We start from the raw sequence: 24924 nt of genomic DNA, 5'->3' as shown, positions 1-24924 counted from the left end.
GCGACCCGCGCCTCGCCGACTCCCGGGTCCGGGTGCCGCCCGTTGCGCCGTCCACGCCGAATGCCGGTCTGCCGTACAGGGCCGGAAGCCGGGTGGGCACTGTGATCGGCACTCGAACGTGCGTACTTTAGGGCAGAGTTGTCCGGCTTTGTCGACGGCCTCGTAACAGAGGTTGGATGGCGGTGCAGAGGTGGGAATCGCCCCGGCATGACGCACAACACCCCGCTCTCCCCTCGCCCTCTCAGCCACCTCACCGAAGCCGCCCAGCGCAGGGTCATGACCCTGCGCGCGCTGCGCGAACACGGTGTCTCGGCCGCCGTCGTCAACGAGCGCTGCCGGCCCGGCGGCCCCTGGCAACTGCTGCTCCCCGGTGTGTGCCTGCTCCACCCCGGCCCGCCGACCAGTGACGAACGACTGCACGCGGTGCTGCTGTACGCCGGTGGCGACTCGCCGCAGATCCCGGCGCAGCACGGGGCGTTGTCCCGCGGCGCCGCCCGTCCCGGTCCATCTTCCGTATCCGGCCCGCCGGTTGTCGTGCCGGTGCCTGCCGCCGGCCACTGTGCGACCGCCGCGCAGACAGCGGACGCGATGATCACAGGGCTGGCCGCTCTGACTCTGCACGGCTTCACGGGCGCACCGTCGCTGCGCGCGCTCGACCGGATCGACGTGCTCGTCCCCCGCGTCCGGCGCCTGCGCTCCACCGGTTGCGTACACGTCGTACGCGGACAGCAGTTGCCCGAACCCGTCGAGATCACCGGCTTGCCGGTTGCGCCGGTGGTGCGTGCTCTCGCCGACACCGTCGCGCAGTTGACGGACGCGGGAGTCGTGCGGCGGCTGCTCGTCGAAGCGGTACGCGGAGGTCACTGCGAGGCGACCGCGATCGTGCGGGAGCTGACGCAGGCCCGGCTGCTCGGCCGTCCGCATGTGGTCGACGCGGTCGACACCTTGCTGGCGGAGGGCCGCGCGCTCGCGGAGGGGCTGCTGTACGACATGGTCTTCCGGTACCGGCTCCCCGAGCCCTGCTGGAACGTCGACCTGCGCCTCCCCGGCGGTACGCATCTCGGCGGCGTCGACGCCTACTGGCCGGAACAGGCCGTGGCCGTCGAGCTGGACACCCGCGTACCCCGGCAGGACGAGGACGCCAGGTGGTGCGAGTACGCCCGCAAACGGGAGGCACTGGAAGGTCTCGGCATCACGGTCGTGCATGTCACCCCGGCGAAACTGCGGGCGTCCCTGGAGCAGCAGGCGGCGATCGTCCGTACGGCCCTGATGACCGCCGTCGAACGTGAACCGGCCGAGTATGTGAGGGTGTTGCCCCGCTGAGCCTGCTGATGCCTGCTGAGTCCGCTGAGTCCGCCGATGCCTCGCGTGCCGGACCGCGGCGCGAGCAGCGCTGTCGCGCCGCCCCCGGTGCTGCGGCGACATGAGGGTGTCGCCCTCGTCATCTTGCTGCGGACGTGACCGCCCGGGCCTGTGCCGGCGGTCTGCCCGCTCCGGTCAAGCGCAGTGCGCGGGGGCCGGGATGTGCGGGGAGGAGGCCGGGCTGGCGCGCCGCGTACACCCGCAGACCCGCCGCGCTTCCGCTGTGCACACGCACCTGGAGTCGCGTGCGGTGGCCGGGCCGCCAGTACCTCGCGAGCACGGTCGCCGGGCACCAACCGGCCCCGTCCCAGACCCAGACGGCCGGCTCGTATCCGGACGGAAACGCCTCCTTGTGCGCGCGGGTGGACTCCACGCCGCGAAGGCTCTCGGCCTCGGGCGCCGATGCGGGACGGTGAGTCGGGCAATCCCAATAGAACACAAGTACGAATCATAGACTGCTCGGCCTCGGTGCCCCCACGCGGACTGTGACCGGTCGCGACAGATGTCCCCTGATCGCCGTAGCTGTCACCGTGGCGGCGGCGCCTGACGCTGATGTGACTGAGCGTTCGACCTGGCCCGTGAGTGCTTCAGGTGGTCCGGCTGAGCGTGGGAGTTGCACCAGTCCGCCGGTTGGCCATGCGTTGGGGCGTGGCGAGCTGGCCGGCGATGCAAGGCCTGGTGAACCTCGGTGCTGCGGACGCGCCTGGTGCCCGTCGCCCCCGGGAGGTGCCTGTCGTGGCGGGGTCAGATCGTGCCCGCACCAGGGTCAGCCCGGCGGGTCGGTCGCGGAACGCCGTTACGAGGTGGCGTCGCGGGTGCGCAGTTCTTCGTTGATGCGCTGGGCTTCTTCGAGTTGGTCTTCGAGGATGATGATGCGGCAGGCGGCTTCGATGGGGGTGCCGGCGTCGACGAGTTCTCGGGCGCGGGCGGCGATGCGTAGTTGGTAGCGCGAGTAGCGGCGGTGGCCGCCTGCGGAGCGCGGCGGGGTGATCAGTCGGTTCTCGCCGAGAGCGCGGAGGAAGGCGGGGGTGGTGCCGAGCATGTCGGCGGCCCGGCCCATGGTGTAGGCGGGGTAGTCGTCGTCGTCGAACTTGTCGACGGGGTGGGAAGTGCGAGGGGGCATAGACCTCTTCTTTCGGGGCGCGTCGGGGGGCCCGGGTGCCGTACTGGCACCCGGGCCCCGAGCTTTCAACACCATCTACCGGCTGACTGCGCCGGCCTTCTTGTTCCGCTGGTCCGCCTCGGAGGGCGGAAGTGCGGGGATCGCGGCTGCGTGACCGGGGACCACCTTCCAATCCGGGGTCTGCGGTACCCGAGCGGTGTTTCGCTTCGCCCGGGCGATCCTGATGGCGTCTGCTCCTTACCTCGTTCGGTTACTCGGTTGTACTGCTGGATATCGCGGGTGTTGCATGCGGCCCCTGGGGCCGCTCGGCCCGGCAGTCAGTGAAGGGACCCACCCTTTCCGGCCCCGCCACTCCACTGCCGTTCCGCAGCTTTCTGACCTGCTTGCACGGCAGTTCATCTCTGCCGTGCCCTCTTCGACCTCTTGGCTACGGGGAAGACGTTAACCCCCCGCACACAACCATGTCTACTCTCGCCGTGACAGATTTTCTGCCATGGGAAGCGATGGGATTTCTGCCCTGTATGCACCCGGAAGAGTGGTGTCAGGGATTGAGGACCGGCCCAGTGGGCACGAGCTGAGCCCGGCGGCACAACCGACCCAGGGGCGTGAGCGCATGAACGACATGACGACAACCAGCACGACAGCTCTCAGGCCCCCCGTCGTCCTTGAAGACGACAGCCCTGTCGGCATCCCCCGCACCCGCCACGTCGCCCGTGCTTTCGCCGACAGTCTCAACCCGGCCCCGGCCCCCGAGACCGCGGAAACCCTGGCCCTGGTGGTCTCCGAACTCGCCACCAACGCCCTGCGCCACGGCGGCGGCCACTACACCCTCCACATCAGCGCCACCACCGACGCGGTGAAGGTCGCCGTCAGCGACCTCAACCCGGCACCCCCGCGCGAACGCACCCCCGACCTCAACGACGGCACCGGCGGCTTCGGATGGCACATGATCCGCCGCCTCACCGGCGACGTCACCATCACCCCCGGCCCCGGACAGGGCAAGACCATCCATGCCCGCCTTGAGCGATGACCCCCGCCGCCGAGGGTCCTGCGTCGGTCGGCTGTCCACCTCGGCGCGCCCCGACGCATGACCGACCGGCGGAGGGCCAGTCCAACTCTCACGCTGCGCTGGGCCACCTCAAGCACTCACCCGGCCGATCACTGGCCGGAGCCGTGGCGGACGGAGCGCCGAACGAGGGCCGCACCGGGGCACTTTGCGGAACTTTGAACCGGGTGCGGGCGTTGGTCCGGTAAGCGTGCGAGCGGCGTTCGCAACCGACGACTGAGACGAATATCGAGGTGACTCAATGCCGATGTGGGACCGGCTCAAGGATCAGGCCAGGACTCTGCAGCAGTCCCAGGGAGGACGAACCGGCGGGCGAAGCAGCGGTAGCGGCGCCGGAGGTGGCTCACGTGCGCAGCTGGTCAGCGCGCTGAAGACGCAGCTCGGCTCCCTGAAGACCGAACTGAAGAGCGGCGCCTACCGGGACGCGAGCATGGCGATGTGTGCGCTGGTCGCGGCCGCGGACGGGCATGTGGACCCCGCCGAGCGGCAGCGCGTCGAGTCGATGATCCTCAGCAACGACGTACTGCAGAACTTCCCGCCTGAGCAGTTGCGGCAGCGCTTCAACAAGCACGTGGACCAGCTGATGCAGAACTTCGCGCAGGGCAAGGCCGATGCGATGCAGGAGATCGCCAAGGCCGCCAAGAAGCCGGCCGAAGCAAGGGCCGTGGTTCAGACCGGCATTGTCATCGCGGGTGCGGACGGCGACTTCTCCCCGGCGGAGCAGACGATCATCCGGGAAGCCTGCACGACACTGCAAGTGCCTCCGGCCGAGTTCCAGCTCTGACTTTCCCGGCCCGGGTCACGAAACGTATGGATCGACGATCGGTTACCGAAGCGCGCAAGATCCACCGCGCCTCAACGTGACCCGCTGCAGAGGTAATCCTCACCTCGACCAGGAAGGTGGTGCTGACCGGCCGAGGGAACGGGGGAGGAGGTCGAGCGCGGCGACAGATGCCGCGAACAAACGATGTCGATGACAACCATCTCGACCGAACGGTGACAACCACCGGAACAGATCTTCCGGGAATCACCTGCTCGCAGCCGGAACCTGGTGACATCTGTCGCGACAAGTCACACGGACGCGTGACCGGTCGCGACAGAAGTCTCCTGATTGCTGTAGCTGTCACTGCACCCGCGCGGCGAGGACCCGAGTCGCTGCCCGTGAGGGCGCCTGGCAACTGTCAGGCCAGCAAGAGGAGTTGACCTCAACTTCAGTTGAAGTTCTAGGTTTCCCGCATGGACACCACGAACTCCACTCACCCCGCCAACCACGCCGACCAGCAGAGGATTCGCGAGTTGGTCGTGCGGTCCCAGGCGGCGCAGACCGACCCGGACGTGCTGCCTGCGCTGCACACCGCAAACTCGGTGATCGTCAACATGGCTGGGCGCCGTCTCTTCGGACGTGAGGCGTTCGCCTCGGCCATGACCGAGGCGCTCTCCTCCCCGCTCAAGGACATCCGGACTTCGCTGGAGGTCGACGACATCCGGTTCGCCACCTCAGACGTCGCCATCGTCAGCGTCACCAAGACCGTGCACGACGAACGGTCCGAGGCGGAGAAGTCCTCCGGGCTGCCCTCCGTCGGTGCCATGACCTACATCGTGACCCGCCAGGGCGACGACTGGCGCATCGCCCTGGCCCAGACGACACCGGTTCGCTGAGCGGCGCCGCGCCTGAATGCCGCCCGCACACCGCGCCGGACCTGCTTCCGCTCGCCTGCCACCGCTCACGCGGCCACGAGGAGGAGCCCCTCAGTCGCAGTACTCGGCCTCGATCAGCGCGTCCGTACTGCCCGCCCAGTCGCCGTTGATGTTGAACGCCGCGCTGTGTGCGCCGTCCGCGGTGGTCACGGCCACCGAACGGGACCCCTGGATCGTGCCCTCGTGGCCCCAGACTTCGGTGCCGCAGGGCAGCCGGCGTACGGTCAGGCCGAGGCCGTAACGGCTGCCGTCCCCGGTGGAAACGGTGGACTTCATCTCCCGCAACTGACGCTGCGGCAGTACGTCGCCGCTCAGCAGTGCACGCATGAAGCGGATCAGATCGTCGGTCGAGGAGATCATTTCGCCGGCGGCGCCGGCCTGGGAGGGATCGAGCCTCGTGACGTCGTGCACGGGCGGATGCGGGCCGGAGCGGGAGAGCGTGGAGTAGGAGCGTCCGTGCGGGCCCGGAATCTCCGGGGAGGCCCCTGGCAGCGAGGTGTCGTCCAGCCCGAGCGGACGCGTGATCCGGCGCTCGACCTCCCGCGCGTACGGCCGGCCCGTGACCTCCTCGACGACCATGCCGATGAGGACGTAATTGGTGTTGGAGTACTCCCAGCCCGTGCCGGGAGCGAAGGACGGAGGGTGCGCCATGGCCGTACGCACCTGTTCGGCCGGCTCGGGGGCCTCGTAGCGGTTGCGCAGGAAACCGGGACCGATGTAGTCGCGGTACGTGCGCGGATCGGTGGTGAAGTCGTACACCCCGCTCGTGTGGCCGAGCAGTTGGCGGAGAGTGACGCGGCGGCCGTCGTGCCCGTTGCCCCGCAGCGTGCCGGGCAGCCAACGTTCGACGGGATCGTCCAGGTCGACCTTCCCCTCGGCTTCCAGCTGGAGCACCACCGCGGCGATGAAGGGCTTGGTCAGACTGCCGATGCGGAACCGGTCGCCTGCCAAGGGCGGGCGCAGCGTGGTGCGTTCGGCTGTTCCGGAGGCGCCGTTCCAGACGCCGCCGCCGTCCTCCGCCTGCGCCAGCACCCCTGGAGCGGCTCCCCTCGCGACCTGGGCGTCCATCGCCTCCTGCGTCGCGCTGTGCCCGTGATCGGCCGCGGCCGAGGAGCTGACGGCGAACGCGGTCACGGCCCCGACCATCACGGCGACGACGGTGGAGCGTACGGACATGCGACGACTCTAGTGACCGGTGCGAGTCGAGCGCCACACCGCGAAGACGACCAGCGCGCACCCCGCGTACTGGGTGGAGGTGGGGCGTTCGGCGAGAAAGCCGACCCCGAAGAGGACGGCGAGGACGGGCTGCAGGAGCAGCAGCGTGGCACCCCTCGCGGGAGCGAGCCGGGGCAGTGCCGGATTGATCAGCAGCCATGCGACGACCTGACCCAGCAGTGCCATCGGGATCAGCCAGCCCCACGCGGGCCAACCCGGGTCGAGGTCGACGCCCGTCCACAGCATGCCCAGCACCCCGGCGGCGGCAGCGGCAGACAGTGTCGCGGCGGTCACGGGCGTGACGGTGTGCCGGTCCCGGCTCCGGCCGTCTGCCGAACGTGCTGCGGACTCTTCCCGTCCGCCGGAACTGCTGCCGTCCCCGCCCAGCCGTATGAGGAAGAGGTATCCGGCGAAAGCGACGCCCGCCGCCGTACCGAAGAGCACGCCCGGCAGGGGGTCGCTGCCCGGCTCGGGGCGGCCCAGCGCGCCGCTCGCCAGCGCCACCCCGGCCAGCAGTACGGGCGCGGTGAACCAGAACCGGCGCTCCAGGCGGATGCCGGTCAGCACCCTCGCCAGCAGCGGGAACACCACGAGCTGGACGTTGAGCAGCACCGTCGCGATGGAGGCGCCGAGGTCGTGGATGCTGTGCACCCAGCACACGTAGTCGACGCCCAGCAGGGCGCCCGCCGCCAGATCGAGCCGCAGCAGACGCCATGGACGCGGGCCGAGCCGCCGGCACTCGGCGAACGCCAGCGGTGCCAGAACGACCAGTGCGAGTGCGCACCGCAGGAACGCCGCCGTGCCCGCGTTCACACCGGACAGCTTGATGAACATGCCCGAGGACGACGTGCACGCGGCGCCGGCGACGATCATCAGCGCTGGGCCGGGCCTCGCGCGCGGCGACCGGGGCCGCTCCCGCTGCTCCGGCCGTACCGGCTGCTCCGGTTCGCCGGGGGTGGGGTGGGAGTCACCTCGGCCGGGGCCGGTGCCGGCCCCGCAGCCGTCCTCGCTGCTCGTGATCCTGCTCGCCATGCAGGTCACTCTGCCGTGCTCGACGCTGAAGCAACAGCGACCATTCCTCGCCTGTACTCGGTAGCTCCGCTTCATGAACGGAGTGCGCGGCGGTGTAGCGTCTCACCCGTGCTGAACCTGGAGCGGCTACGTGCCCTGCACGCCGTCGCCGTACACGGCTCCGTCGCCGGCGCCGCGGCGGCGCTGCACATCACGCCTTCCGGCGTCTCCCAGCAACTGGCCAAGCTGGAACGGGAGTCGGGGCACCGGCTGCTGGAACCCCACGGCCGCAGCGTGCGGCTCACCCACGCGGGCAGGACCCTCGCGGGGCATGCCGCGCGGATCGTCGCCGAGGCGGGGGCGGCCGAGTCCGACCTGGCCGACCTGAGCGCGGACATCCTCGGACCGCTGCGGCTGGGCGGCGTGGGAAGTTCGCTGCGCGCCCTCCTCCCCGACGTCCTCGCCGAACTGACGCGCGCCCACCCGCGACTGGTGCCCACCCTGGTGGACGGGGAGGCGGTCGGCATGGTGCCGCTGCTGGCCCGCGGCGACCTCGACCTCCTCCTCGTCGAGAGCTGGGCGAACCGCCCCCTTGCGCTGCCCGCCGGACTGGCCACGCGCACACTCGTGGTCGAGGGCGTGCACCTCGCCGTCGGGGAGGAACATCCCCTGGCGGAGCGGGAGTCCGTGGCTCTCGGCGAACTCGGCGGGCAGGTGTGGGCGAGCTGTCCGGCAGGGACGGAACCGTACGAGGCTCTGGTGCAGGCCCTGCGCGCGGTCGGCTGCGAACCCGAGATCCGCTACACGGTGACCGAGTTCGCGACGCAGCTCGCACTCGTCGCGCGCGATCTGGCTGTCGCGCTGTTCCCCGAGATGGGGCAGAGCCCCGCACCACCGGGCGTCCGCTTCGTGCCCGTACGGCCCCGCATGAGGCGTGAGGTACTCGCGGCATGGCGGGCGCCGGGCCTCAGGACCCAGCGGGCTTCGCCGCTTCCCGCAACGGGAGCCGGTCACCTCCCGGAGCCGGCCGTGAGCCCCGCCGTACGGGCGTGCGTCGAGGCACTCAGCCAGGTGGAGTGGAGCAGGCCCGGCGCTCGTGTGGTCCCGCGGGAGCGGGGTGACGCCGTCCTGCGGGACGCCGGCGACGAGTGACGGTGCGGTGCGGTCCCGGTGACGGGCGAGGCGGACGGGTGCGGCCCCCGTTCACGGTTTCGGCAGCAGCAGTTCCGTGTTGCGGTCCGTCGGCTTCCCCGAGAGTTCCCGGCGTGCGCCTGGGGCGTTGAACGCCAGCTCCCGGTACAGGGAGGCCAGTCCGGTCTGCGAGAGGTCTCCGAAGTCCGTACGGGCGGGCGCCGCCGACTCGATGAGGGTGGTGAACAGCGACAGCGTGCCGTCCCCGTTGTCGGCCACTTCCAGGGTGCGGGCCAGCTGCGGGTGGTCCGTGTGGGAGGCGGTCGAGATCTCCCAGAACGTGTTACGGGGCCGGATCTTGTTCTTGTGGCTGTGACCGTTGATCCAGGCCAGGACGTGCGGATTGTCGTGGAGGAGGGAGAGCAGCTCCCCGCCGCCGTCCGGTGTGGTGGTGCTGGTGTGGTGGCTGAAGAGCAGCACGTAGTCGCCTGCCGAGCGGGCCTCGCGCAACTCCCCGGCCAGCCAGCGCAGTTGCTCCTTTCCCACGCTGCCGGGATAACCGCCGTCCCGCCGGGTGGTGTCCAGGCTGATGCCGGTGACGCCCTCGGCGACGCGGAAGGTGTAGTAGAGCCGGTCCTCGGCGAGGCAGGCCTCCGTGTAGCCGTGCCCCACGGGCCCGGCACCGGCGTGACGGCGGCGCATGTGCGCCCGTATCCAGTCCTGGCGGCCGAAGGGAGCGCGGGCCGGGTCGGGGGTGACGCGGCGCATCTCACGGGAGCCGAGCCGGGAGCGCAGCAGCTCCTTGAAGCGCTCACCCTTCGGGTCCCCGCCCTCCTCCACGGTCTTCCACAGCGCGGCGCCCTCCGCCTCCGAGCGGAGCTCCATCAACTTCCTCCCGCCGACGGCGAAATCGGCGAAGAAGCCGTCGGAGGCGAAGCAGCCGCCGGGCAGCGAGTCGTGGTTGCCGGAGGTGGAGTACCAGGGGAGCGCGAGCCCGGGGCTGACGACCTCGCGGATCGCCGCTCGCAGGTACCCCTCGACGAGGGGGAAGCCCGACGCCTTGTCGTCGTCCCGGAGTTCGTCCTCGGGGTGCCAGTACAGCTTCACGCCGCTGTCCTGCACGCCCTCGTAGGCGTCGACGTCGCCGGTGTTGGGGGTGATGCGTCCGCCGCTCATCGCCGTGAGGAACCAGTCCAGTTCGGCCCGGGAGTTGTTGTCGGTGTTGTCCCCGGTGGTCACCACGAAGGACAGCGGCTCCCCGGTGGCCGGGCCGCCCCGCAGCCCGTTGACGCGCTCGACGAGGGAGACCGCCCCCGCGACGGAGAGCGCCTCGTGCGGACGCCACGCGCTCGTGGTCTCCGCCCGCAGATACTCGTAGCGCAGCGGATGCTGCACGTCCACGACGTGCAGATCGGTGAACTGTACGAAGGCGGCGAGCGGTTCGCGCTTCTCCGTACGCCGCCGCCCCGCGTCCGCGAGCTCCGTGCGCACCACGCGCTCCCAGCCCGGCCCTTCGCCCAGCCGCCGGTAGCCGCCGGCCGGCCCCCGCGGCGTGGCGACCGAGCTGAGCGTCGTGCCCGCCGGGGAGGGCGCGACAGGGGCGTGACGTGTGACGGGCGCCCGGCTGCGGGCCCGGGCGGCGCGGGCACGGGCCGATACCTCGGCTGTCCGCAGCCGCGCCGGAGGTCCGGCTCCGGCCGCGCCGTCGGGGAACCCGAGAGCGGCTCCGACCCCTGCGGCCGCCCCGGCCGCTCCGGCGGTGAGGAGGGTGCGGCGGTCGAGCAGAAGTCTCTGCGTGCGGCTGCTGCGGTTCATGCTGGGCCTCTCCCGATGCGGACGCGAGCGTGCGTCTGCGGGGCCTTGCCGTCCGGAACGACCCCGCTCACCTGGGAGGTTCGACATCAGGGGTTGCCTGCGGCTGAACGAGGGCGGAACGCTGCACGCCGATCACCGCTCATGGATCACGGCACCGGACGGCGGCCACCCGCCCCTCGCCCTCCGCTCGCTCCCGCGCGTGCCGGTGCTCACCCGGTGTTCACCTGCCGGGGAAACGGCCCGGCTCCCGGGCTCCCCGGGCGGACGCGCAGCCGGATCGAGCGCGGCGGACGAGGCACACCCGCCCGCTCGTCCCGTGCGCGTGGAAGGATGGCCGAACGACGACAACCTGAGACCGCTAGAGCAGGGGAGAGCACCAGGTGCCTGGCACGAATCTGACACGCGGGGAGGCTCGCGAGCGAGCACGACTGCTCACCGTGGACTCCTACGAGATCGAACTGGATCTCAGGGGAGCGCAGGAAGGGGGTACGTACCGCTCCCGTACGCTGGTCCGCTTCGACGCCGCGGAGCCGGCGGCGAGCTTCATCGACCTGGTCGCCCCGGCAGTGCACGAGGTCACCCTGAACGGCCGTCCGCTGGACCCGGACGAGGTCTTCGCGGACTCGCGCATCGCCCTGTCCGGCCTTGCGGAGGGCCGGAACGAGCTGCTCGTCGTCGCCGACTGTGCGTACACCAACACCGGTGAAGGACTGCACCGTTTCGTCGACCCGGTCGACCAACAGGCATACCTCTACACGCAGTTCGAGGTGCCGGATGCCCGTCGCGTCTTCGCGAGCTTCGAACAGCCCGATCTGAAGGCCACGTTCCAGTTCACCGTCCGTGCACCCGAGGGCTGGACGGTGATCTCCAACTCGCCGACCCCCGAACCGGACGGCGACACCTGGCGTTTCGAGCCGACGCCGCGCATCTCCTCCTACATCACGGCGCTCGTCGTCGGCCCCTACCACTCGGTGCACAGCACCTGGGAGGGCGACGGGCGCACGGTGCCGCTGGGCATCTACTGCCGTCCCTCGCTGGCCGAACACCTCGACGCCGAGGCCCTGTTCGAGGTGACCCGGCAGGGGTTCGACTGGTTCCAGGAGAAGTTCGACTACCCCTACCCGTTCGCCAAGTACGACCAGCTCTTCGTGCCGGAGTTCAACGCGGGCGCGATGGAGAACGCGGGCGCCGTCACCATCCGCGACCAGTACGTCTTCCGCTCCAAGGTCACGGACGCCGCGTACGAGACCCGCGCGGAGACGGTCCTGCACGAGCTGGCGCACATGTGGTTCGGCGACCTCGTCACCATGGAGTGGTGGAACGACCTGTGGCTGAACGAGTCGTTCGCCACCTACACCTCCATCGCGTGCCAGGCGCACGCTCCCGGCTCGCGCTGGCCGCACGCCTGGACCAGCTTCGCCAACCAGATGAAGACCTGGGCGTACCGGCAGGACCAACTGCCCTCGACGCACCCGATCATGGCGGAGATCCGCGACCTGGACGACGTCCTCGTCAACTTCGACGGCATCACGTACGCCAAGGGCGCCTCCGTACTGAAGCAGCTGGTCGCCTACGTCGGCATGGACGAGTTCTTCCGCGGCGTGCAGACGTACTTCAAGCGGCACGAGTGGGGCAACACCCGCCTCAGCGACCTGCTCACCGCCCTGGAGGAGACCTCGGGACGGGACCTGGCCGCCTGGTCGAAGGCATGGCTGGAGACCGCGGGCATCAACGTGCTCCGCCCCGAACTCGCCACCGACGCCGCCGGGAACCTCACGTCCTTCGCCGTCCGCCAGGAAGCCCCCGCACTGCCCGCGGGCGCCACCGGCGAGCCGACGCTGCGTCCGCACCGCATCGCGATCGGCACCTACGAACTGCAGGGCGGCAAGCTCGTCCGCACGGACCGCATCGAGCTGGACGTCGACGGTGAGCTGACCGAGGTGCCGGAGCTGACGGGCCGCAAGCGCCCCGCCGTCGTCCTGCTCAACGACGACGACCTCTCCTACGCCAAGGTCAGGCTCGACCCGGAGTCGCTGGCGACCGTCACCCAGCACCTCGGCGACTTCACCGAGTCCCTGCCGCGGGCACTGTGCTGGGCCTCGGCCTGGGACATGACGCGCGACGGCGAACTGGCCGCCCGCGACTACCTCGACCTCGTCCTCTCCGGCGTCACCAAGGAGTCGGACATCGGGGTCGTCCAGTCGCTTCAGCGGCAGGTCAAGCTCGCCCTCGACCTCTACGCCGACCCGCAGTGGCGCGAGAAGGGGCTCACCCGCTGGTCGGACGCGACGCTGGAGCAGCTCCGCGCGGCGGCCCCGGGCAGCGACCACCAGCTCGCGTGGGCGCGCGCCTTCGCCTCCACGGCACGTACCGACGCCCAACTGAACGTCCTGGCAGGCTTGCTGGACGGTACGGAGACCATCGAGGGCCTGAGCGTCGACACCGAGCTGCGGTGGGCGCTGCTGCAGCGGCTGGCCGCCACCGGGCGCGCCGGGGACAAGGAGATCGCGGCCGAACTGGAGCGTGACGCGACCTCGGCGGGCGAGCGTCACGCCGCGCTGGCGCGAGCAGCACGGCCGACCGAGGAGGCCAAGGCCGAGGCGTGGGCCTCGGTCGTCGGCAGCGGGGCGTCCGACGCGGAGACGGGCCTGCCCAACGCCGTGCAGGAGGCCGTCATCGGCGGCTTCCTCCAGACCGACCAGCGGGAGCTGCTGGCCCCGTACAGCGAGAAGTACTTCGAGGCCGTCAAGGACATCTGGGAGACGCGCAGTCACGAGATGGCCCAGCAGATCGCGGTCGGTCTCTACCCGACGCTGCAGGTCTCGCAGCAGACCCTCGACGCGACGGACGCCTGGCTGGAGCGGGCGCAGCCCGGCGCGGCGCTGCGCCGGCTGGTCACCGAGTCGCGTGCGGGCGTCGAGCGGGCGCTGCGTGCGCAGCGGGCGGACGCGGAGGCGGGCGCGACCGGCTGACCGTGCGGGGCCGGCTCCGCTGACGGGCTGAACACGCAAGCGGGGGCGCCGCGTTCGACTGCGGCGCCCCCGCTTGCCTTGTCGTGGGCCGGACGCCGGATGTCCGGCGGCCCTCCCGGGCACGTACGGCTGGTCCGGGATCCGGCCGGGAACCCGTCCCGGACACCTCGAAGGCCCCCGGTCGGACCGGGGGCCTCCGTGTGGGGGGAATGGGGTTCCACCTCAGGCGTGGTGCGTTCGGTGCTTCAGGCGTGGTGCTGGTGGTGCTGGTCCTGCAACTCGCGGCCTTGCGGCGTTACTTGGCGAAGGCAGCCTGGTCGAAGGCGGCGTTCGCCACGCCGTTGGCCCACAGGGACTGGACCTGGGCGGCCTCGTTGGCGTCCGGCTTGGCGTTGGTGCAGGACGGGCCGGGGCCGCCACCGGACATGAGCTCGCTGCACGGACCCTCGTAGTGGTCCGGGAGACCGAGGACGTGACCGGTCTCGTGCGCGACGACGCGGTTGGAGTCGTATTCCTGGTTCTGGGCGTAGTCGAGGAAGATGTAGCCGTTGCCGTGGCCGTCCGTCGAAGCGTACGAACCACGCGGGTCGTCACCCTCGCGGTAGTCGAAGCTGGCGCTGCCTCCCTCGGCCAGCTGCACGTTGGAGACGGCCGCGTTCCAGGTCGCCGTGGACTGCGCGATCTCGCCGGCGAAGGTGGGGGCGCCGCTGGCGTCGTAGTTGACGGTGACGGCCTGGATGCCGGGCTTCGCGGCCTGCTTCTTCAGCGCGTCCTTGACGACGGCGTTGAAGAACGCCTCGTTCGCCTTGTTGGACTCGCCGACGAAGCCGGTCCTGCTGACGCTGCTCTTGGCGGCGCCGTCGTCCGGCGTCGCGGCCGAAGCCGGCATCGCACCCAGACCCAGGGCCAGACCGAGGCCGAGTGTCGCGGAGAGTGCCGTGGTGCGTCGCTTCATGGGGGGTCTCCTCCTGGTCCGTAGCGCCGGGCCGCTTCAAGGTGGGGTGCGGCCGGCACTGCCGGAAAGAACTCCTGCCGACGCAGAGTCTGTTGGAGTCTCGCGCCCAAGGGATGATGGCAGGTGGCGATAGCTTCGAGATATCACCCGGTATACGGGGCTTCGGCAGGCACCTCGGCATCTGGTGTGTCATGCGCACGCACCGATATGCTCCGGGTGTGGAGCTCGAAGTGAGGCATCTTCGTGCGCTGTGCGCCATTGCCGACACGGGCAGCGTGCACAAGGCCGCCCGTCAACTCGGCATGACCCAGCCCTCGTTGACGACGCAGCTCCGCCGCATCGAACAGGCCGTCGGAGGACAGCTCTTCACGCGGGAGCGTACCGGCAGCAGGCCCACGCCGCTCGGCCGGTTCCTCCTCTGCCGTGCCCGGCCGCTCGTTGCCGAGATGAGCGCCCTGGTCAGCGAGACGCGGGCCGCCGCCGGCCGCACCGGCGGCGAGTCCCTGCGCATCGGCAGTACGGGCAGCCCGGCGGTCCCCGGCTGGCTCCGCCGGCTGCGCAGCCGGCTGCCGGAGGCCGACACCACCTTCCACATGGACGTACGGGCACACGCCCTGCTGCGGATGGTCGCCGCCCATCAGCTCGACGCGGTCTTCGTGCACGAGGTCGAGGGCACCCCGCTGCACGTACCGGACGGAGTGGTCCTGCACGTACTCGTCGAGCGGGAACCGCAGTTCGTCGCCATCTCCGCGACGCATCCGGCAGCCGAGCAACCGGTGCTGAGCCTGGGGGAACTGGCCCACGAACGCTGGATGGTCGACCCGACGGCAGACGGCGAATGGACGGGCCTGCGGCGGGTCTTCGCCGACGCGGGCATCAGCCCCCGCGTGGTGCACGGCGACAACATGGCCGCTGCCGACCTGGTCGCCGCGGGGGAGGTCGTCGCCCCGTGCCAGCCCACGTCACCGGCCCGCCCCGGCTGGGTCGTTCGGCCGCTGCTGGGCGATCCGCTCGCCGTACGGCTGCTGCTCGCCACGCCGGAACCGAGGCCCGGGACGAAGCCGGTGATCGAACCCGAGACGCTCCTCGCCGACCTGGAGTCGGCCTACCGTGAGGTCGCGTGGGCGAGCGAGCCCTACCGGCACTGGCTCCAACGCCACGACGACTCCGCTTCGTTGCCTTTCACCGTGGTGGCCTAGCCGGGGGTCCGTCCTGGCCGAGGGACCGCGTGCCCACGCCGGGCGGCCGTCGTGGCGGCACCGCGGAGTCAAGGGCGGCGGGCCCGCAGGGTCTCGGTCACCCGGCCCCGGTCCGCGCGTCGGTCCCCCCGGCCCCGGTGAGCTTCTCCCGGAGCGCGTCCTGGCGGCGCGGGAGCAGGAACGGGGTGGCCAGGAGGAGGACGCCGGCGACTGCGATCGCGGTACGGGGGCCGGTGACGGCGGCGAGCAGCCCCCACGCCGCGGTCAGGGCGGCGATGGCGGCGCTGCTGCTGACCGACCACGCAGTCAGGGTGCGGGCGACCCGGCCGGGGTCGACGTGGTCGAGCCGGTAGGTGGCGAGCACCGGGTTGAACACGCCGCAGCAGGTCACCAGACCGAGTTGGACCGCGATCACAAGCACGATCCCCGGCACGCCGGGTTGGGCGAACGCTAGCCCGACAGGCCAGCACGCCCGGAGCACCCCGGCGGTCAGCATCACCTCGTGCTGCCCGAACCGCGCCACGAGCCGGCTCGCGAGGCGTGAGCCGACGAGCCCGCCGACGCAGGGAACCGCGAACACGAGACCGTACTGCCAGGGCGTGAACCCGAGCTGACCCAGCAGGAGTACGGCGAGCAGCGGCTCGGAGGCCATGATCAGGCCGTTGACCAGGATCGCGTTGAAGAACAGCGGGCGCAGCGCTCGGTGCGTGAGGATGCAGCGCCATCCTTCGAGCAGATCGCCTGCTCGCAGCCGCGGTGCACCGGTCCGGGTGGGGCGCGGTTCCGTCCCGCCGATGGCGCGGATTCCCAGGGCCGAGAGCAGATAGCTGACCGCATCGGCGGTCACGGTCGTCACCGGGCCGAACATCGCCGTCGCGGCGCCCCCGAGTGGTGGTCCGGCCATCGTCGCGGTCCAAGTAGTGGACTCGAACCGGCCGTTCGCGACGAGCAGGTCCTGCGGCGGCAGGAGCGCCTTCAGATACGCACCGCCGGCCGCGTTGAACGCGATGCCGGCCGCGGTGACGACGACGGAGACGACGAGGAGTTGGGCGAAGCTGAGCCGGCCGAGCGCGAACGCGGCGGGAACGCTCATCAACGCCGCGAACCGGGTCAGGTCCATTGCCGCCATGACCGGCCGCTTGCGGCGGAACTCCACCCATGGCCCGAGCGGCAGCGCGGCCACGGCTCCCACGGCCCGTCCCGCGGCAGCCAGCGCCGCCACCTGGGCCGGCCCGGAGTGCAGCACCAGGATCGCGATCATGGGGAACGCGCCGAATCCGAGCGAGGTGCCGTACGAGCTGACGGCGTACGACGCCCACAACCATCCGAACCGCCTGCCCAGCGCCCGCCCGCCATACCCGACGCACCTCTCGCCACCTGGACAGCCACGCGCTGACCGTCGGGCATCAAAGCGGGTGGCGGACGGCGAGATCAAACAACCGGTCGGCCGGCAGAGCACAACCGTTGGTTGTGCCGATAGCGTGACCGGTGTGGACCTCGATGCTGTGCGCACCTTCGTCGCCGCCGCGGACGGGGGGCGGTTCCACGACGCCGCAGCCGAACTGTCGGTCACCCAGCAGGCTGTCTCCAAACGCATCGCGGCACTGGAGAAGATCCTCGGCGTGCGGCTGTTCACCCGCACCGCGCGAGGAGCGAGGCTCACCATCGACGGAGAGGCGTTCCTGCCGCACGCCCGCGACCTCCTGCGGGCCGAAGCGCGGGCAGTGGCCTCCGTCCGTGCTGGCCGTCGCGCGCTGCGGGTCGACGTGATCGGCCGGCGGCTCGCCCCGGCCGCCGTGCTGGGCGATTTCCATCGGGCACGTCCCGGGGTCGAGCTCGACGTCGTGACCCTTTTCGACGCCGACGCGGCCATCGACGCCATCCGGTCCGGCACGGTCGACGCGTCGTTCCGCGCCGTCACGATGCCCGGACGGCGGCTCCCCGGCGACATCGTGGCCGCCCATGCCTTCGACGAGCCCGTCCAGCTTCTCACCGGGCCGCTCCACGATCTCGCTGCCGCCCGGGCGGTCACGCCCGCCGAGCTCGCCGGACACCGGATCTGGATGCCCGGCATCGTTCCCGGCACCGAGTGGGCCGCCTACTACGATGCCCTCGCCGCCGCGTTCGGGCTCGAAATCGAGATCACCGGCCCCGATTTCGGCACCGAGCCCCTGCTGGACACCATCGCCGACTCCCGGTCGCTGGCGACCTTCGTCGGCGAGCGGACTCGCCTCGTCTGGCCCGCCGCCCAGGACCTGCGGCGCGTCGCCGTGCGGAATCCGGCACCCGTCTACCCGCACTCACTCGTATGGCACCGCGACAACGCGCATCCGGCGCTCGCCGCGCTCCGCGACCACCTCCGCCCAGGGCGGTCCGGCCACTCGGACACCGAGACCTGGACACCGGCATGGGCCCAGCGGCCGTGACCACCGTGTCGCCCGGTGACGGCCGCCGTGCACGGCGCAAGACGCGGGTGCGGACGAGGCGTTACGAGAAGCCGGACCTCTCCGGGACGGCCGGGCCCGGTCCCGGCGTCCGGCCCCGCCGTCCTCAGCCCGTGGGCCCGCCCGCCGAGGCCGCGTCGCAGCGCTGCGCCCGCAGGGCACGGGCCAAGTCGTCGCGGGACTCCAGCACGAGGCGGCGCAGGGCGGGCGCCGCGTCCTCGTGGGCGGCGAGCCACGCGTCGGTCGCGTCCAGCGTGGCCTGGTCGGTCTGCAGGTCGGGGTAGAGGCCCCGTACGACGGCCATGGCGATCTCGATCGAACGCGTACGCCAGATCTCCTCCAGCGCTTCGAAGTACGGCCCGGCGTACGGAGCGGTCAGCTCCTCCTGGCCGGGCTGCGCGAACCCCGAAATGGTCGCTTCGACAAGGGCGTTGGAGAGCCGGTCGGACTTGATGACCGCGTCCCACGCCTCCGCCTTGACCTCCGCGGAGGGCCGGGCGGCCAGGCAGCGCACGTGGTGCCGTTTGCCGGAGGCGGTGTCGTCGCGGTCGAGTTCGGCGTCCACCGCCGCTGCGTCGGCCTCGCCCCGCGCGGCCAGCGTCTCCAGGAACGTCCAGCGCAGTTCCTGGTCGACCTCCAGCCCGTCGATGCGGGCCGTGCCCGCCAGCAGCCCCTGGAGCAGCCGCAGATCCTTCTCGTCCGTGGCGAGGGCGGCGAAGTGGCGCGCCCACGCCAATTGGTGCCCGCTGCCCGGCTCCGCCAGCCGCAGACGGCTCAGGGCGCCTTCGGCCAGGGCCCGCCTGCCCTGCTCACGCCACTCCGGAGCGGCGTAGTGGGTGACGGCGGTACGGCTCCAGACGTGCAGCATCTGCAGCACGCCGATGTCGGACTCCCGTCCGGCGAAGTCGGTCACGAGGCCGGTGAAGTCCCTGGCGGGCATCAGACCGTCGCGCGTGAGGTTCCACATCGCGGACCAGCAAAGGGCCCTGGACAGCGACGCGTTGTGGCCTTCTTCGGCGGGTGCCGGGCGCCCGCCCGGATGGGGCGCGGTGAGCTCGCCGAGGTGCGCGCGGAGTGTGGCCAGCGAGACCTCGTCGAGCCGGGTCTTGCAGTACGTCAGGTCGTCGTCGTTGACGAGCACGAGGTCCGGCCGTTCCTGGCCCGCGAGTTCGCCGACGACGGTACGGGCGCCGGTGACGTCCGTCTCCGTCCTGGCGTAGCGGACCAGCCTGCTCTCCGCGACGTCGTGGCGGTAGAGCCCGACCGCGACCCGGTGCGGGCGCAGCACCGGATTGCCGCCCTGCGCCTCCTGAAGGACGGCGAGCTCGGTGACGCGGCCGTCCGCGCCGCAAGTGACCTGCGGCGTCAGGGAGTTCACGCCCGCGGTCTGCAGCCAGTCCCGCGACCACGCCTCCATGTCCCGGCCCGAGGTCTCGGTGAGCACGGACAGCAGGTCTCCCAGCGTGGTGTTCCCCCAGGCGTGCCGCTGGAAGTACCGCCTGGCGCCCTCCAGGAACGTGTCGCGCCCCACGTACGCCACGAGCTGCTTGAGCACGGAGGCGCCCTTGGCGTAGGTGATCCCGTCGAAGTTGAGCTTGGCGTCCTCGAGATCGCGGATGTCGGCCGTGACGGGATGGGTGGAGGGAAGCTGATCGGCGCGGTACGCCCAGGACTTGCGGCGGTTGGCGAAGGTGATCCAGCCGTCCTTGAAGCGGGTGGCCTCCACGAGCGCGAGCGCCCCCATGAAGTCGGCGAAGGACTCCTTGAGCCACAGGTCGTCCCACCACTCCATGGTGACGAGATCGCCGAACCACATGTGCGCCATCTCGTGCAGGATCACGTTCGCCCTGCCCTCGTAGGAGGCCTCCGTGACCTTGCCGCGGAAGACGAACTCCTCACGGAAGGTGACGATTCCGGGATTCTCCATCGCTCCGAGGTTGTACTCCGGCACGAACGCCTGGTCGTACTTCCCGAAGGGGTAGGGGAAGGCGAAGTGGTCGTGGAAGAAGTCCAGGCCCTGCTTGGTGACGGTGAAGACCTCCTCCGGGTCGAAGTGCTTGGCAAGCCCCTTGCGGCACAGCGCCCCGAGCGGGATCTCGAGCTCCGTACGCTCGGCGCCCGACCCCAGGGTGCGCCGGTAGGTGTCGGTGACGTAGTGGTAGGGCCCCGCGACGACGGCGGTGATGTACGTCGAGATCGGCTCGGTGCGCGCGAAGCGCCGGCAGGCGGCTGCGCCCTCGTCGAGGGTCTGGGGCTCACCCTCCTGTACACCGTTGCTCAGTACGGTCCACTTCGCGGGCGCGGTGACGGTGAAGTCGAAGGGCGCTTTGAGGTCGGGCTGCTCGAAGTTCGCGAACACCCGCCGGGCGTCGGCCGGTTCGTACTGGGTGTAGAGGTAGACCTCGCCGTCCTCCGGGTCCAGGAAGTGGTGGAGGCCCTCGCCCGTGCGGCTGTAGGCGCAGGCCGCGTCGACCACGAGCTCGTTCTCCGCGGCCAGTCCGTCGAGGGCGATGCGTGAGCCGTCGTACACCGTGTCGACGGGCAGCGACCGCCCGTTGAGGGTCACCGAGTGCACCTGGGGCGCGACGAGGTCGGCGAAGCTGGACGCGCCCGGCTCGGCGCAGGCGAAACGGATCGTCGTCGTCGACCGGAAAGTACGCGGCCCGTCCGCGGGCGGGGGAGCGATCGCCGAGCGCAGGTCGAGCGCCACCTCGTATCCGTGCACGGACAGCAGCCGGGCCCGTCGCCGAGCTTCGTCACGGGTCAGGTTCTCTCCGGACACGGCATGGCTCCTGTTCTCGCGGTTCACGGCCGGTTCGTCGGTTTCCCCGGCGACGCGGCTCAGCATTTCACGGGGCCGCCCCCGGGACGCACGGGAATTGCGGCGCCGGAGCCCGCGTTGGTGGAGCGCAGAGCTTTCACCGTTGCCGAGGAGACGTGGCCATGCCCGAGAAGACCGTTGCCGACTTCTGGTTCGACCCCAGGTGCCCGTGGGCCTGGCTGACCTCCCGCTGGATGCTGGAGGTGGAGAAGGTGCGGCCGGTGGAGGTCCGCTGGCACGTGATGAGCCTGGCCGTCCTCAACGAGAACAAGCTGGACGAACTGCCCGAGGAGTACCGGGAGATGCTGGCGGCGGCCTGGGGCCCGGTGCGGGTGTGCGTCGCCGCCGAGCAGAAGCACGGCCCGGAAGCTCTCGCCCCGCTCTACACGGCTCTGGGCACCCGCCTGCACAACCGCGGCCGGGACCTGTCGCGTGAGCTGCTGGCCGAGTCCCTCGAGGAGGCGGGGCTGCCCGCGTCCCTCGTCGACGCCGCCGACTCCACGGAGTACGACGAGGCCGTACGCGCCTCGCACAAGGAGGGCATCGACCTGGTCGGCCAGGACGTGGGCACACCCGTCATCGCCGTCCCCGGTTCGGACGGCGAGCGCATCGCCTTCTTCGGCCCGGTGGTCACCCCGGCGCCCAAGGGGGAGGCGGCGGCCCGCCTCTGGGACGGAACGCTGATGGTCGCCTCGACACCGGGCTTCTTCGAGATCAAGCGCACCCGGGACACCGCGCCGGTCTTCGACGACTGAGCGGAGTCCGTCCGGCCCGTACGAGCGCGGCCGGCTGCCGCACAAGCCCGCGTGCTGCCGCGAGAGCAGGAGGGCCCCCGTCCGTCACGTCCGTCTCGTCCGTCACGTCCGTCACGTCCGTACGGGCCCTCCCTCTTTCCGCCTGCCCTGTGAAAGGTGAGAAGACGATCACGGGCAGGGGTTTCTTGTTGCGTATTACTTGCAAGATAACGCCGGCGGCAACAGTGCGGGAAAAAGCGGAGCGGTCCCGTCGTGCGGGACCGCTCCGCGGTGTGTCCGGTTGCCTCGGGCGGCGGGCAGCGGCGGCGTGTCCGCCTGCCGCCGCGAGCCCCCGCCCGTGGGCTCAGTCGCTCCGTACGGGCGCGCTCCCGGTCTCCCCGCCCGTACGGCTGTCCTCGCGCGGCAGGTACTTCTGGCGGAAGAGGCCGATGACGATCAGGACCATCGTCAGACAGGCGGTGAAGGCGAGCTGGGTGCGGGTGTCGCCCTCACGCAGCATCAGTCCCAGCACCGAGAGGATGCCGAGGATCGCCACCCACGTCAGTACGGGGAAGGCCCACATCCGGACCACGAGCCTCTCGGGTGCCTCACGCTCCAGGCGGCGCCGGCTGACCAGCTGCGAGACCGAGATGAAGCCCCACACGACGAGGGTCGCGGCGCCGACCATGTTCAGCAGCCACTGGAAGACCGTCTCCGGCCACCAGAAGTTCAGCAGTACGGCGACGAAGCCGAAGACGGAGGAGGCGATCACCGCCCGGCGCGGCACCCCGCTCGCGCTGACCCTGCCCAGGAAGCGCGGCCCCTGACCGCGGGCGATGAGCGAGAAGGCCATGCGGGATGCCCCGTAGATGTTGGCGTTCATGGCCGACAGCAGCGCGACCAGCACGACGGTGTTCATCACCTGTGCGGCGGCGGGGATGCCCAGGTGGTCGAGCACGGCGGCGTACGGGCCGGAGACCACCGACTTGTCGTCCCACGGGATCAGCGTGACGATCACCAGCATCGAGCCGACGTAGAAGACAGCGATGCGCCACATCGCGGTACGCACCGCCTTGGCGACACCGCGCACGGGGTCCTCGGACTCCGCGGCGGCGATCGTCACCGTCTCCAGTCCGCCGTAGGCGAAGACGGAGGCGAGCAGCCCGACGACCAGCCCGTTGGTGCCCTCGGGCAGGAATCCGCCTGCTCCGGTGAGGTTGGACGTGCCGGGGGCGTCGACGCCGGGCATGAGGCCGACGACGGCGAAGAGTCCCAGCAGCAGGAACGCCGTGATCGCGAAGACCTTCAGGGCGGCGAACCAGAACTCGGTCTCCCCGAAGTTGCGTACGGCGACCAGGTTGGACAGGCAGAAGAGCGCCATGAACAGCGCGACCCACATCCACGGTTCGCTGCCGGGCAGCCAGCTCACCATGATGTCCGCCGCGGCAGTGGCCTCCGTCGCGATCGCCACGCACAGCAGGGTCCAGTAGATCCACCCCGCGGTGAATCCCGCCCAGGGGCCGAGGGCGCGCTCCGCGTGCACCGAGAAGGAGCCGGAGGCGGGGTTGGCCGCCGACATCTCACCCAGCATGCGCATCACGAGCATGACGAGCAGACCCGATGCCGCGTAGGCGAGGACGATCGAGGGGCCGGCCGCGGCGATACCCGCACCCGACCCCACGAACAGGCCGGCACCGATCACACCCCCCAGAGCGATCATGGAAAGGTGCCGCTGCTTGAGCCCGTGGGCGAGCGCGTGCTCTCCCCGGGCGTTTCCGGAGCCTCCGGGGCTCGGGGGCGGCGCGTCGGACAACTCGGTACGCGTCATGGAACAGGCCGTTCTTGGAGACTGCAATTGAGCGTGGTAACGCGCGACTCAGTGTGGCAGCGGGTGGGAGCGGCACGTGAACGGCCCCCGGGAGCTTGCCGGTTCCTGACGGGTCTGCCGCGCCGCGTGGTCACGCCGGCGATGTGAGTTCCCCCTCAGACGGTTGCGTCTGTGTTGTCACCGGCCCCCGGGCGGGTAGGAAAGTCCGTCGGCCACAGCACTGGCGTCGAACAGTTCGTACACGCTGAGCCGTCCGCGCACGCACAGCCGTGCAGACGATCCCGGACCAGACCGCCAGACCGCCAGACCACCAGACCACCAGGACCCCCCGGAGCAGCCCGATGAGTGCCCTCACCCCCGCCGCCGACCCGCGCCCCGGCAACGTGCTCGCCGACGTGCTGGCCCCCACCGGGACCGACGCCTCCGGCGTCCGCGCCCACGCCCGCGACGCGGCCCTGGTCGTCGGCGGCGCCGCACTCACCGGCATCGCCGCTCAACTCGCCGTCCCCGTACCGGGATCGCCGGTCCCGGTCACCGGGCAGACCTTCGCAGCCCTGCTCGTCGGCGCCGGACTGGGCGCCCGCCGGGGCTTCCTGTCCATGGCGCTGTACACGCTGGCCGGCGTCGCGGGCATGCCCTGGTTCGCCGAGGCGTCGTCCGGTGCGGCGATGCCTTCCTTCGGCTACGTGCTGGGGATGCTGCTCGCGGCGACCGTGGTCGGTGCGCTGGCCCGGCGCGGCGGCGACCGTGACGTGCTGCGTACGGCTGGAACCATGGCGGCGGGCATGGCGGTCACCTACGCGGTGGGCGTGCCCTACCTCGCCGTCGCCACCGGAATGTCACTGTCCGAGGCCGTGGCGGCGGGTCTCGTGCCCTTCCTCGTCGGCGACATGCTCAAGGCGCTCCTCGCGATGGGTGCGCTGCCGGGCGCATGGAAGCTGGTCGGCCGGCGCGGCTGACGTCACGGGCGCCGGGGCGGCGGCCCGCGGCCCCGGCCCCGAGGTGACGCCCGTGGTCACGCCCGGTCCGGTACGCCCGAACCGCGCCGCATAGACTCGGCCCATGCGCGTGTACCTCGGCTCCGATCATGCGGGCTACGAACTCAAGAACCACCTCGTCGAGTGGCTGAAGGCCAACGGTCACGACCCCGTGGACTGCGGCCCGCACATCTACGACGCCGCCGACGACTACCCGCCCTTCTGCCTCCGCGCAGCCGAACGCACCGCTCAGGAGGGCGAGGCGCTGGGCATCGTCGTCGGCGGCTCCGGCAACGGCGAACAGATGGCCGCCAACAAGGTCAGCGGTGTGCGCTGCGCGCTCGCCTGGAGCGAGGAGACCGCTTCGCTCGCCCGTGAGCACAACAACGCCAACATGGTCAGCATCGGCGCACGGATGCACAGCCCGGACGAGGCCGTGAAGTTCGTCGAGAAGTTCCTCGGCACCCCCTTCTCGCAGGACGAGCGGCACGAGCGCCGTATCGACATGCTCTCGGCCTACGAGGCCACGGGCCAGCTGCCTCCGGTACCGGCCCACCACCCGGAGTCCTGACG

Annotated in this window: 19 protein-coding genes; 11 read left to right on the top strand and 8 right to left on the bottom strand. The window is 71.1% G+C overall.

Features of this window, described 5'->3' with window-relative positions; all coding sequences use genetic code 11:
- Positions 1-207: 207 nt before the first annotated feature.
- Entirely contained in the window at positions 208-1323 is a 1116-nt protein-coding gene (locus ACFPA8_RS04170; protein WP_386442378.1) for a hypothetical protein, read from the top strand.
- An 835-nt stretch (positions 1324-2158) separates the two neighbouring features.
- Here ACFPA8_RS04170 and ACFPA8_RS04165 read toward each other — a convergent pair.
- On the bottom strand, positions 2159-2485 hold the full coding sequence (locus ACFPA8_RS04165; RefSeq protein WP_386442376.1) for a MerR family transcriptional regulator: 327 nt from the start codon (positions 2483-2485) through the stop codon (positions 2159-2161).
- Between the two features lie 613 nt (positions 2486-3098).
- Between ACFPA8_RS04165 and ACFPA8_RS04160 the strand changes: the two genes are divergently transcribed.
- The 3 genes from ACFPA8_RS04160 (at position 3099) to ACFPA8_RS04150 (ending at position 5210) form a co-directional block, all read left to right on the top strand.
- Positions 3099-3515 (top strand): ATP-binding protein, encoded by a 417-nt coding sequence (locus ACFPA8_RS04160; RefSeq protein WP_386442373.1) that lies wholly within the window; start codon positions 3099-3101, stop codon positions 3513-3515.
- Between the two features lie 277 nt (positions 3516-3792).
- Entirely contained in the window at positions 3793-4335 is a 543-nt protein-coding gene (locus ACFPA8_RS04155; RefSeq protein WP_386442370.1) for a tellurite resistance TerB family protein, read from the top strand.
- A gap of 452 nt (positions 4336-4787) precedes the next feature.
- A complete protein-coding gene (locus ACFPA8_RS04150) occupies positions 4788-5210 on the top strand; it encodes an SgcJ/EcaC family oxidoreductase (protein WP_386442367.1) in 423 nt (140 codons plus the stop codon).
- Positions 5211-5300: 90 nt separating this feature from the next.
- Here the strand turns inward: ACFPA8_RS04150 and ACFPA8_RS04145 are convergent, their stop codons facing one another.
- Both ACFPA8_RS04145 and ACFPA8_RS04140 read right to left on the bottom strand, forming a co-directional pair.
- Positions 5301-6425 carry a serine hydrolase domain-containing protein gene (locus ACFPA8_RS04145; RefSeq protein ID WP_386442364.1) on the bottom strand — a complete coding sequence of 375 codons (1125 nt, stop codon included), beginning with the start codon at positions 6423-6425 and terminating at the stop codon, positions 5301-5303.
- Positions 6426-6434: 9 nt separating this feature from the next.
- Positions 6435-7496, bottom strand: coding sequence for a DMT family transporter (locus tag ACFPA8_RS04140; RefSeq protein WP_386442361.1), 1062 nt, complete (start codon positions 7494-7496; stop codon positions 6435-6437).
- Between the two features lie 108 nt (positions 7497-7604).
- Here ACFPA8_RS04140 and ACFPA8_RS04135 point away from each other — a divergent pair, with 108 nt between their 5' ends.
- Complete coding sequence (locus ACFPA8_RS04135; RefSeq protein WP_386442358.1) at positions 7605-8627, top strand: LysR family transcriptional regulator; 1023 nt, start codon at positions 7605-7607, stop codon at positions 8625-8627.
- 51 nt (positions 8628-8678) lie between these two features.
- On the opposite strand, the gene ACFPA8_RS04130 is transcribed toward ACFPA8_RS04135, so the two are convergent.
- Entirely contained in the window at positions 8679-10421 is a 1743-nt protein-coding gene (locus tag ACFPA8_RS04130; protein WP_386442355.1) for a TIGR03767 family metallophosphoesterase, read from the bottom strand.
- Between the two features lie 380 nt (positions 10422-10801).
- On the opposite strand from ACFPA8_RS04130, the gene pepN (ACFPA8_RS04125) reads away from it, so the two are divergent.
- Positions 10802-13393, top strand: a complete 2592-nt coding sequence (gene pepN / locus ACFPA8_RS04125) for an aminopeptidase N (RefSeq protein ID WP_386442352.1) — start codon at positions 10802-10804, stop codon at positions 13391-13393.
- Positions 13394-13688: 295 nt separating this feature from the next.
- Here the strand turns inward: pepN (ACFPA8_RS04125) and snpA are convergent, their stop codons facing one another.
- Positions 13689-14348 carry a snapalysin gene (gene snpA / locus ACFPA8_RS04120; RefSeq protein WP_386442350.1) on the bottom strand — a complete coding sequence of 220 codons (660 nt, stop codon included), beginning with the start codon at positions 14346-14348 and terminating at the stop codon, positions 13689-13691.
- 191 nt (positions 14349-14539) lie between these two features.
- Between snpA and ACFPA8_RS04115 the strand changes: the two genes are divergently transcribed.
- Complete coding sequence (locus ACFPA8_RS04115; RefSeq protein WP_386442347.1) at positions 14540-15547, top strand: LysR family transcriptional regulator; 1008 nt, start codon at positions 14540-14542, stop codon at positions 15545-15547.
- A 97-nt stretch (positions 15548-15644) separates the two neighbouring features.
- On the opposite strand, the gene ACFPA8_RS04110 is transcribed toward ACFPA8_RS04115, so the two are convergent.
- Complete coding sequence (locus tag ACFPA8_RS04110) at positions 15645-16868, bottom strand: MFS transporter (protein WP_386442344.1); 1224 nt, start codon at positions 16866-16868, stop codon at positions 15645-15647.
- A gap of 169 nt (positions 16869-17037) precedes the next feature.
- Between ACFPA8_RS04110 and ACFPA8_RS04105 the strand changes: the two genes are divergently transcribed.
- The gene (locus ACFPA8_RS04105) at positions 17038-17973 is read left to right on the top strand and encodes a LysR family transcriptional regulator (protein ID WP_386442338.1); all 936 of its coding nucleotides are present in this window, start codon (positions 17038-17040) and stop codon (positions 17971-17973) included.
- Positions 17974-18097: 124 nt separating this feature from the next.
- On the opposite strand, the gene pepN (ACFPA8_RS04100) is transcribed toward ACFPA8_RS04105, so the two are convergent.
- A complete protein-coding gene (gene pepN / locus ACFPA8_RS04100; RefSeq protein WP_386442335.1) occupies positions 18098-20773 on the bottom strand; it encodes an aminopeptidase N in 2676 nt (891 codons plus the stop codon).
- A gap of 161 nt (positions 20774-20934) precedes the next feature.
- Between pepN (ACFPA8_RS04100) and ACFPA8_RS04095 the strand changes: the two genes are divergently transcribed.
- Entirely contained in the window at positions 20935-21567 is a 633-nt protein-coding gene (locus ACFPA8_RS04095) for a mycothiol-dependent nitroreductase Rv2466c family protein (RefSeq protein ID WP_386442332.1), read from the top strand.
- Between the two features lie 343 nt (positions 21568-21910).
- Here ACFPA8_RS04095 and ACFPA8_RS04090 read toward each other — a convergent pair whose 3' ends face one another.
- Entirely contained in the window at positions 21911-23374 is a 1464-nt protein-coding gene (locus tag ACFPA8_RS04090; RefSeq protein ID WP_386442329.1) for an amino acid permease, read from the bottom strand.
- Positions 23375-23715: 341 nt separating this feature from the next.
- Here ACFPA8_RS04090 and ACFPA8_RS04085 point away from each other — a divergent pair, with 341 nt between their 5' ends.
- Complete coding sequence (locus ACFPA8_RS04085; RefSeq protein WP_386442327.1) at positions 23716-24333, top strand: biotin transporter BioY; 618 nt, start codon at positions 23716-23718, stop codon at positions 24331-24333.
- A gap of 103 nt (positions 24334-24436) precedes the next feature.
- Positions 24437-24922 carry a ribose-5-phosphate isomerase gene (locus ACFPA8_RS04080; protein ID WP_386442324.1) on the top strand — a complete coding sequence of 162 codons (486 nt, stop codon included), beginning with the start codon at positions 24437-24439 and terminating at the stop codon, positions 24920-24922.
- Positions 24923-24924: the final 2 nt, after the last annotated feature.

Origin of the sequence: Streptomyces ovatisporus (assembly GCF_042653885.1) — a bacterium.
GTDB lineage: Bacteria > Actinomycetota > Actinomycetes > Streptomycetales > Streptomycetaceae > Streptomyces > Streptomyces ovatisporus.
Note: the sequence above shows the minus strand (reverse complement) of the source record. Positions and strands in the feature narration are given on the sequence as shown.

Bases quoted from the DNA above. Each gene is read 5' to 3' on its own strand.
- ACFPA8_RS04170 (WP_386442378.1), top strand. From the start codon at position 208: ATGACGCACAACACCCCGCTCTCCCCTCGCCCTCTCAGCCACCTCACC.
- ACFPA8_RS04165 (WP_386442376.1), bottom strand. From the start codon at position 2,485: ATGCCCCCTCGCACTTCCCACCCCGTCGACAAGTTCGACGACGACGAC.
- ACFPA8_RS04160 (WP_386442373.1), top strand. From the start codon at position 3,099: ATGAACGACATGACGACAACCAGCACGACAGCTCTCAGGCCCCCCGTC.
- ACFPA8_RS04155 (WP_386442370.1), top strand. From the start codon at position 3,793: ATGCCGATGTGGGACCGGCTCAAGGATCAGGCCAGGACTCTGCAGCAG.
- ACFPA8_RS04150 (WP_386442367.1), top strand. From the start codon at position 4,788: ATGGACACCACGAACTCCACTCACCCCGCCAACCACGCCGACCAGCAG.
- ACFPA8_RS04145 (WP_386442364.1), bottom strand. From the start codon at position 6,425: ATGTCCGTACGCTCCACCGTCGTCGCCGTGATGGTCGGGGCCGTGACC.
- ACFPA8_RS04140 (WP_386442361.1), bottom strand. From the start codon at position 7,496: ATGGCGAGCAGGATCACGAGCAGCGAGGACGGCTGCGGGGCCGGCACC.
- ACFPA8_RS04130 (WP_386442355.1), bottom strand. From the start codon at position 10,421: ATGAACCGCAGCAGCCGCACGCAGAGACTTCTGCTCGACCGCCGCACC.
- snpA (WP_386442350.1), bottom strand. From the start codon at position 14,348: ATGAAGCGACGCACCACGGCACTCTCCGCGACACTCGGCCTCGGTCTG.
- ACFPA8_RS04115 (WP_386442347.1), top strand. From the start codon at position 14,540: ATGCGCACGCACCGATATGCTCCGGGTGTGGAGCTCGAAGTGAGGCAT.
- ACFPA8_RS04095 (WP_386442332.1), top strand. From the start codon at position 20,935: ATGCCCGAGAAGACCGTTGCCGACTTCTGGTTCGACCCCAGGTGCCCG.
- ACFPA8_RS04090 (WP_386442329.1), bottom strand. From the start codon at position 23,374: ATGACGCGTACCGAGTTGTCCGACGCGCCGCCCCCGAGCCCCGGAGGC.
- ACFPA8_RS04085 (WP_386442327.1), top strand. From the start codon at position 23,716: ATGAGTGCCCTCACCCCCGCCGCCGACCCGCGCCCCGGCAACGTGCTC.
- ACFPA8_RS04080 (WP_386442324.1), top strand. From the start codon at position 24,437: ATGCGCGTGTACCTCGGCTCCGATCATGCGGGCTACGAACTCAAGAAC.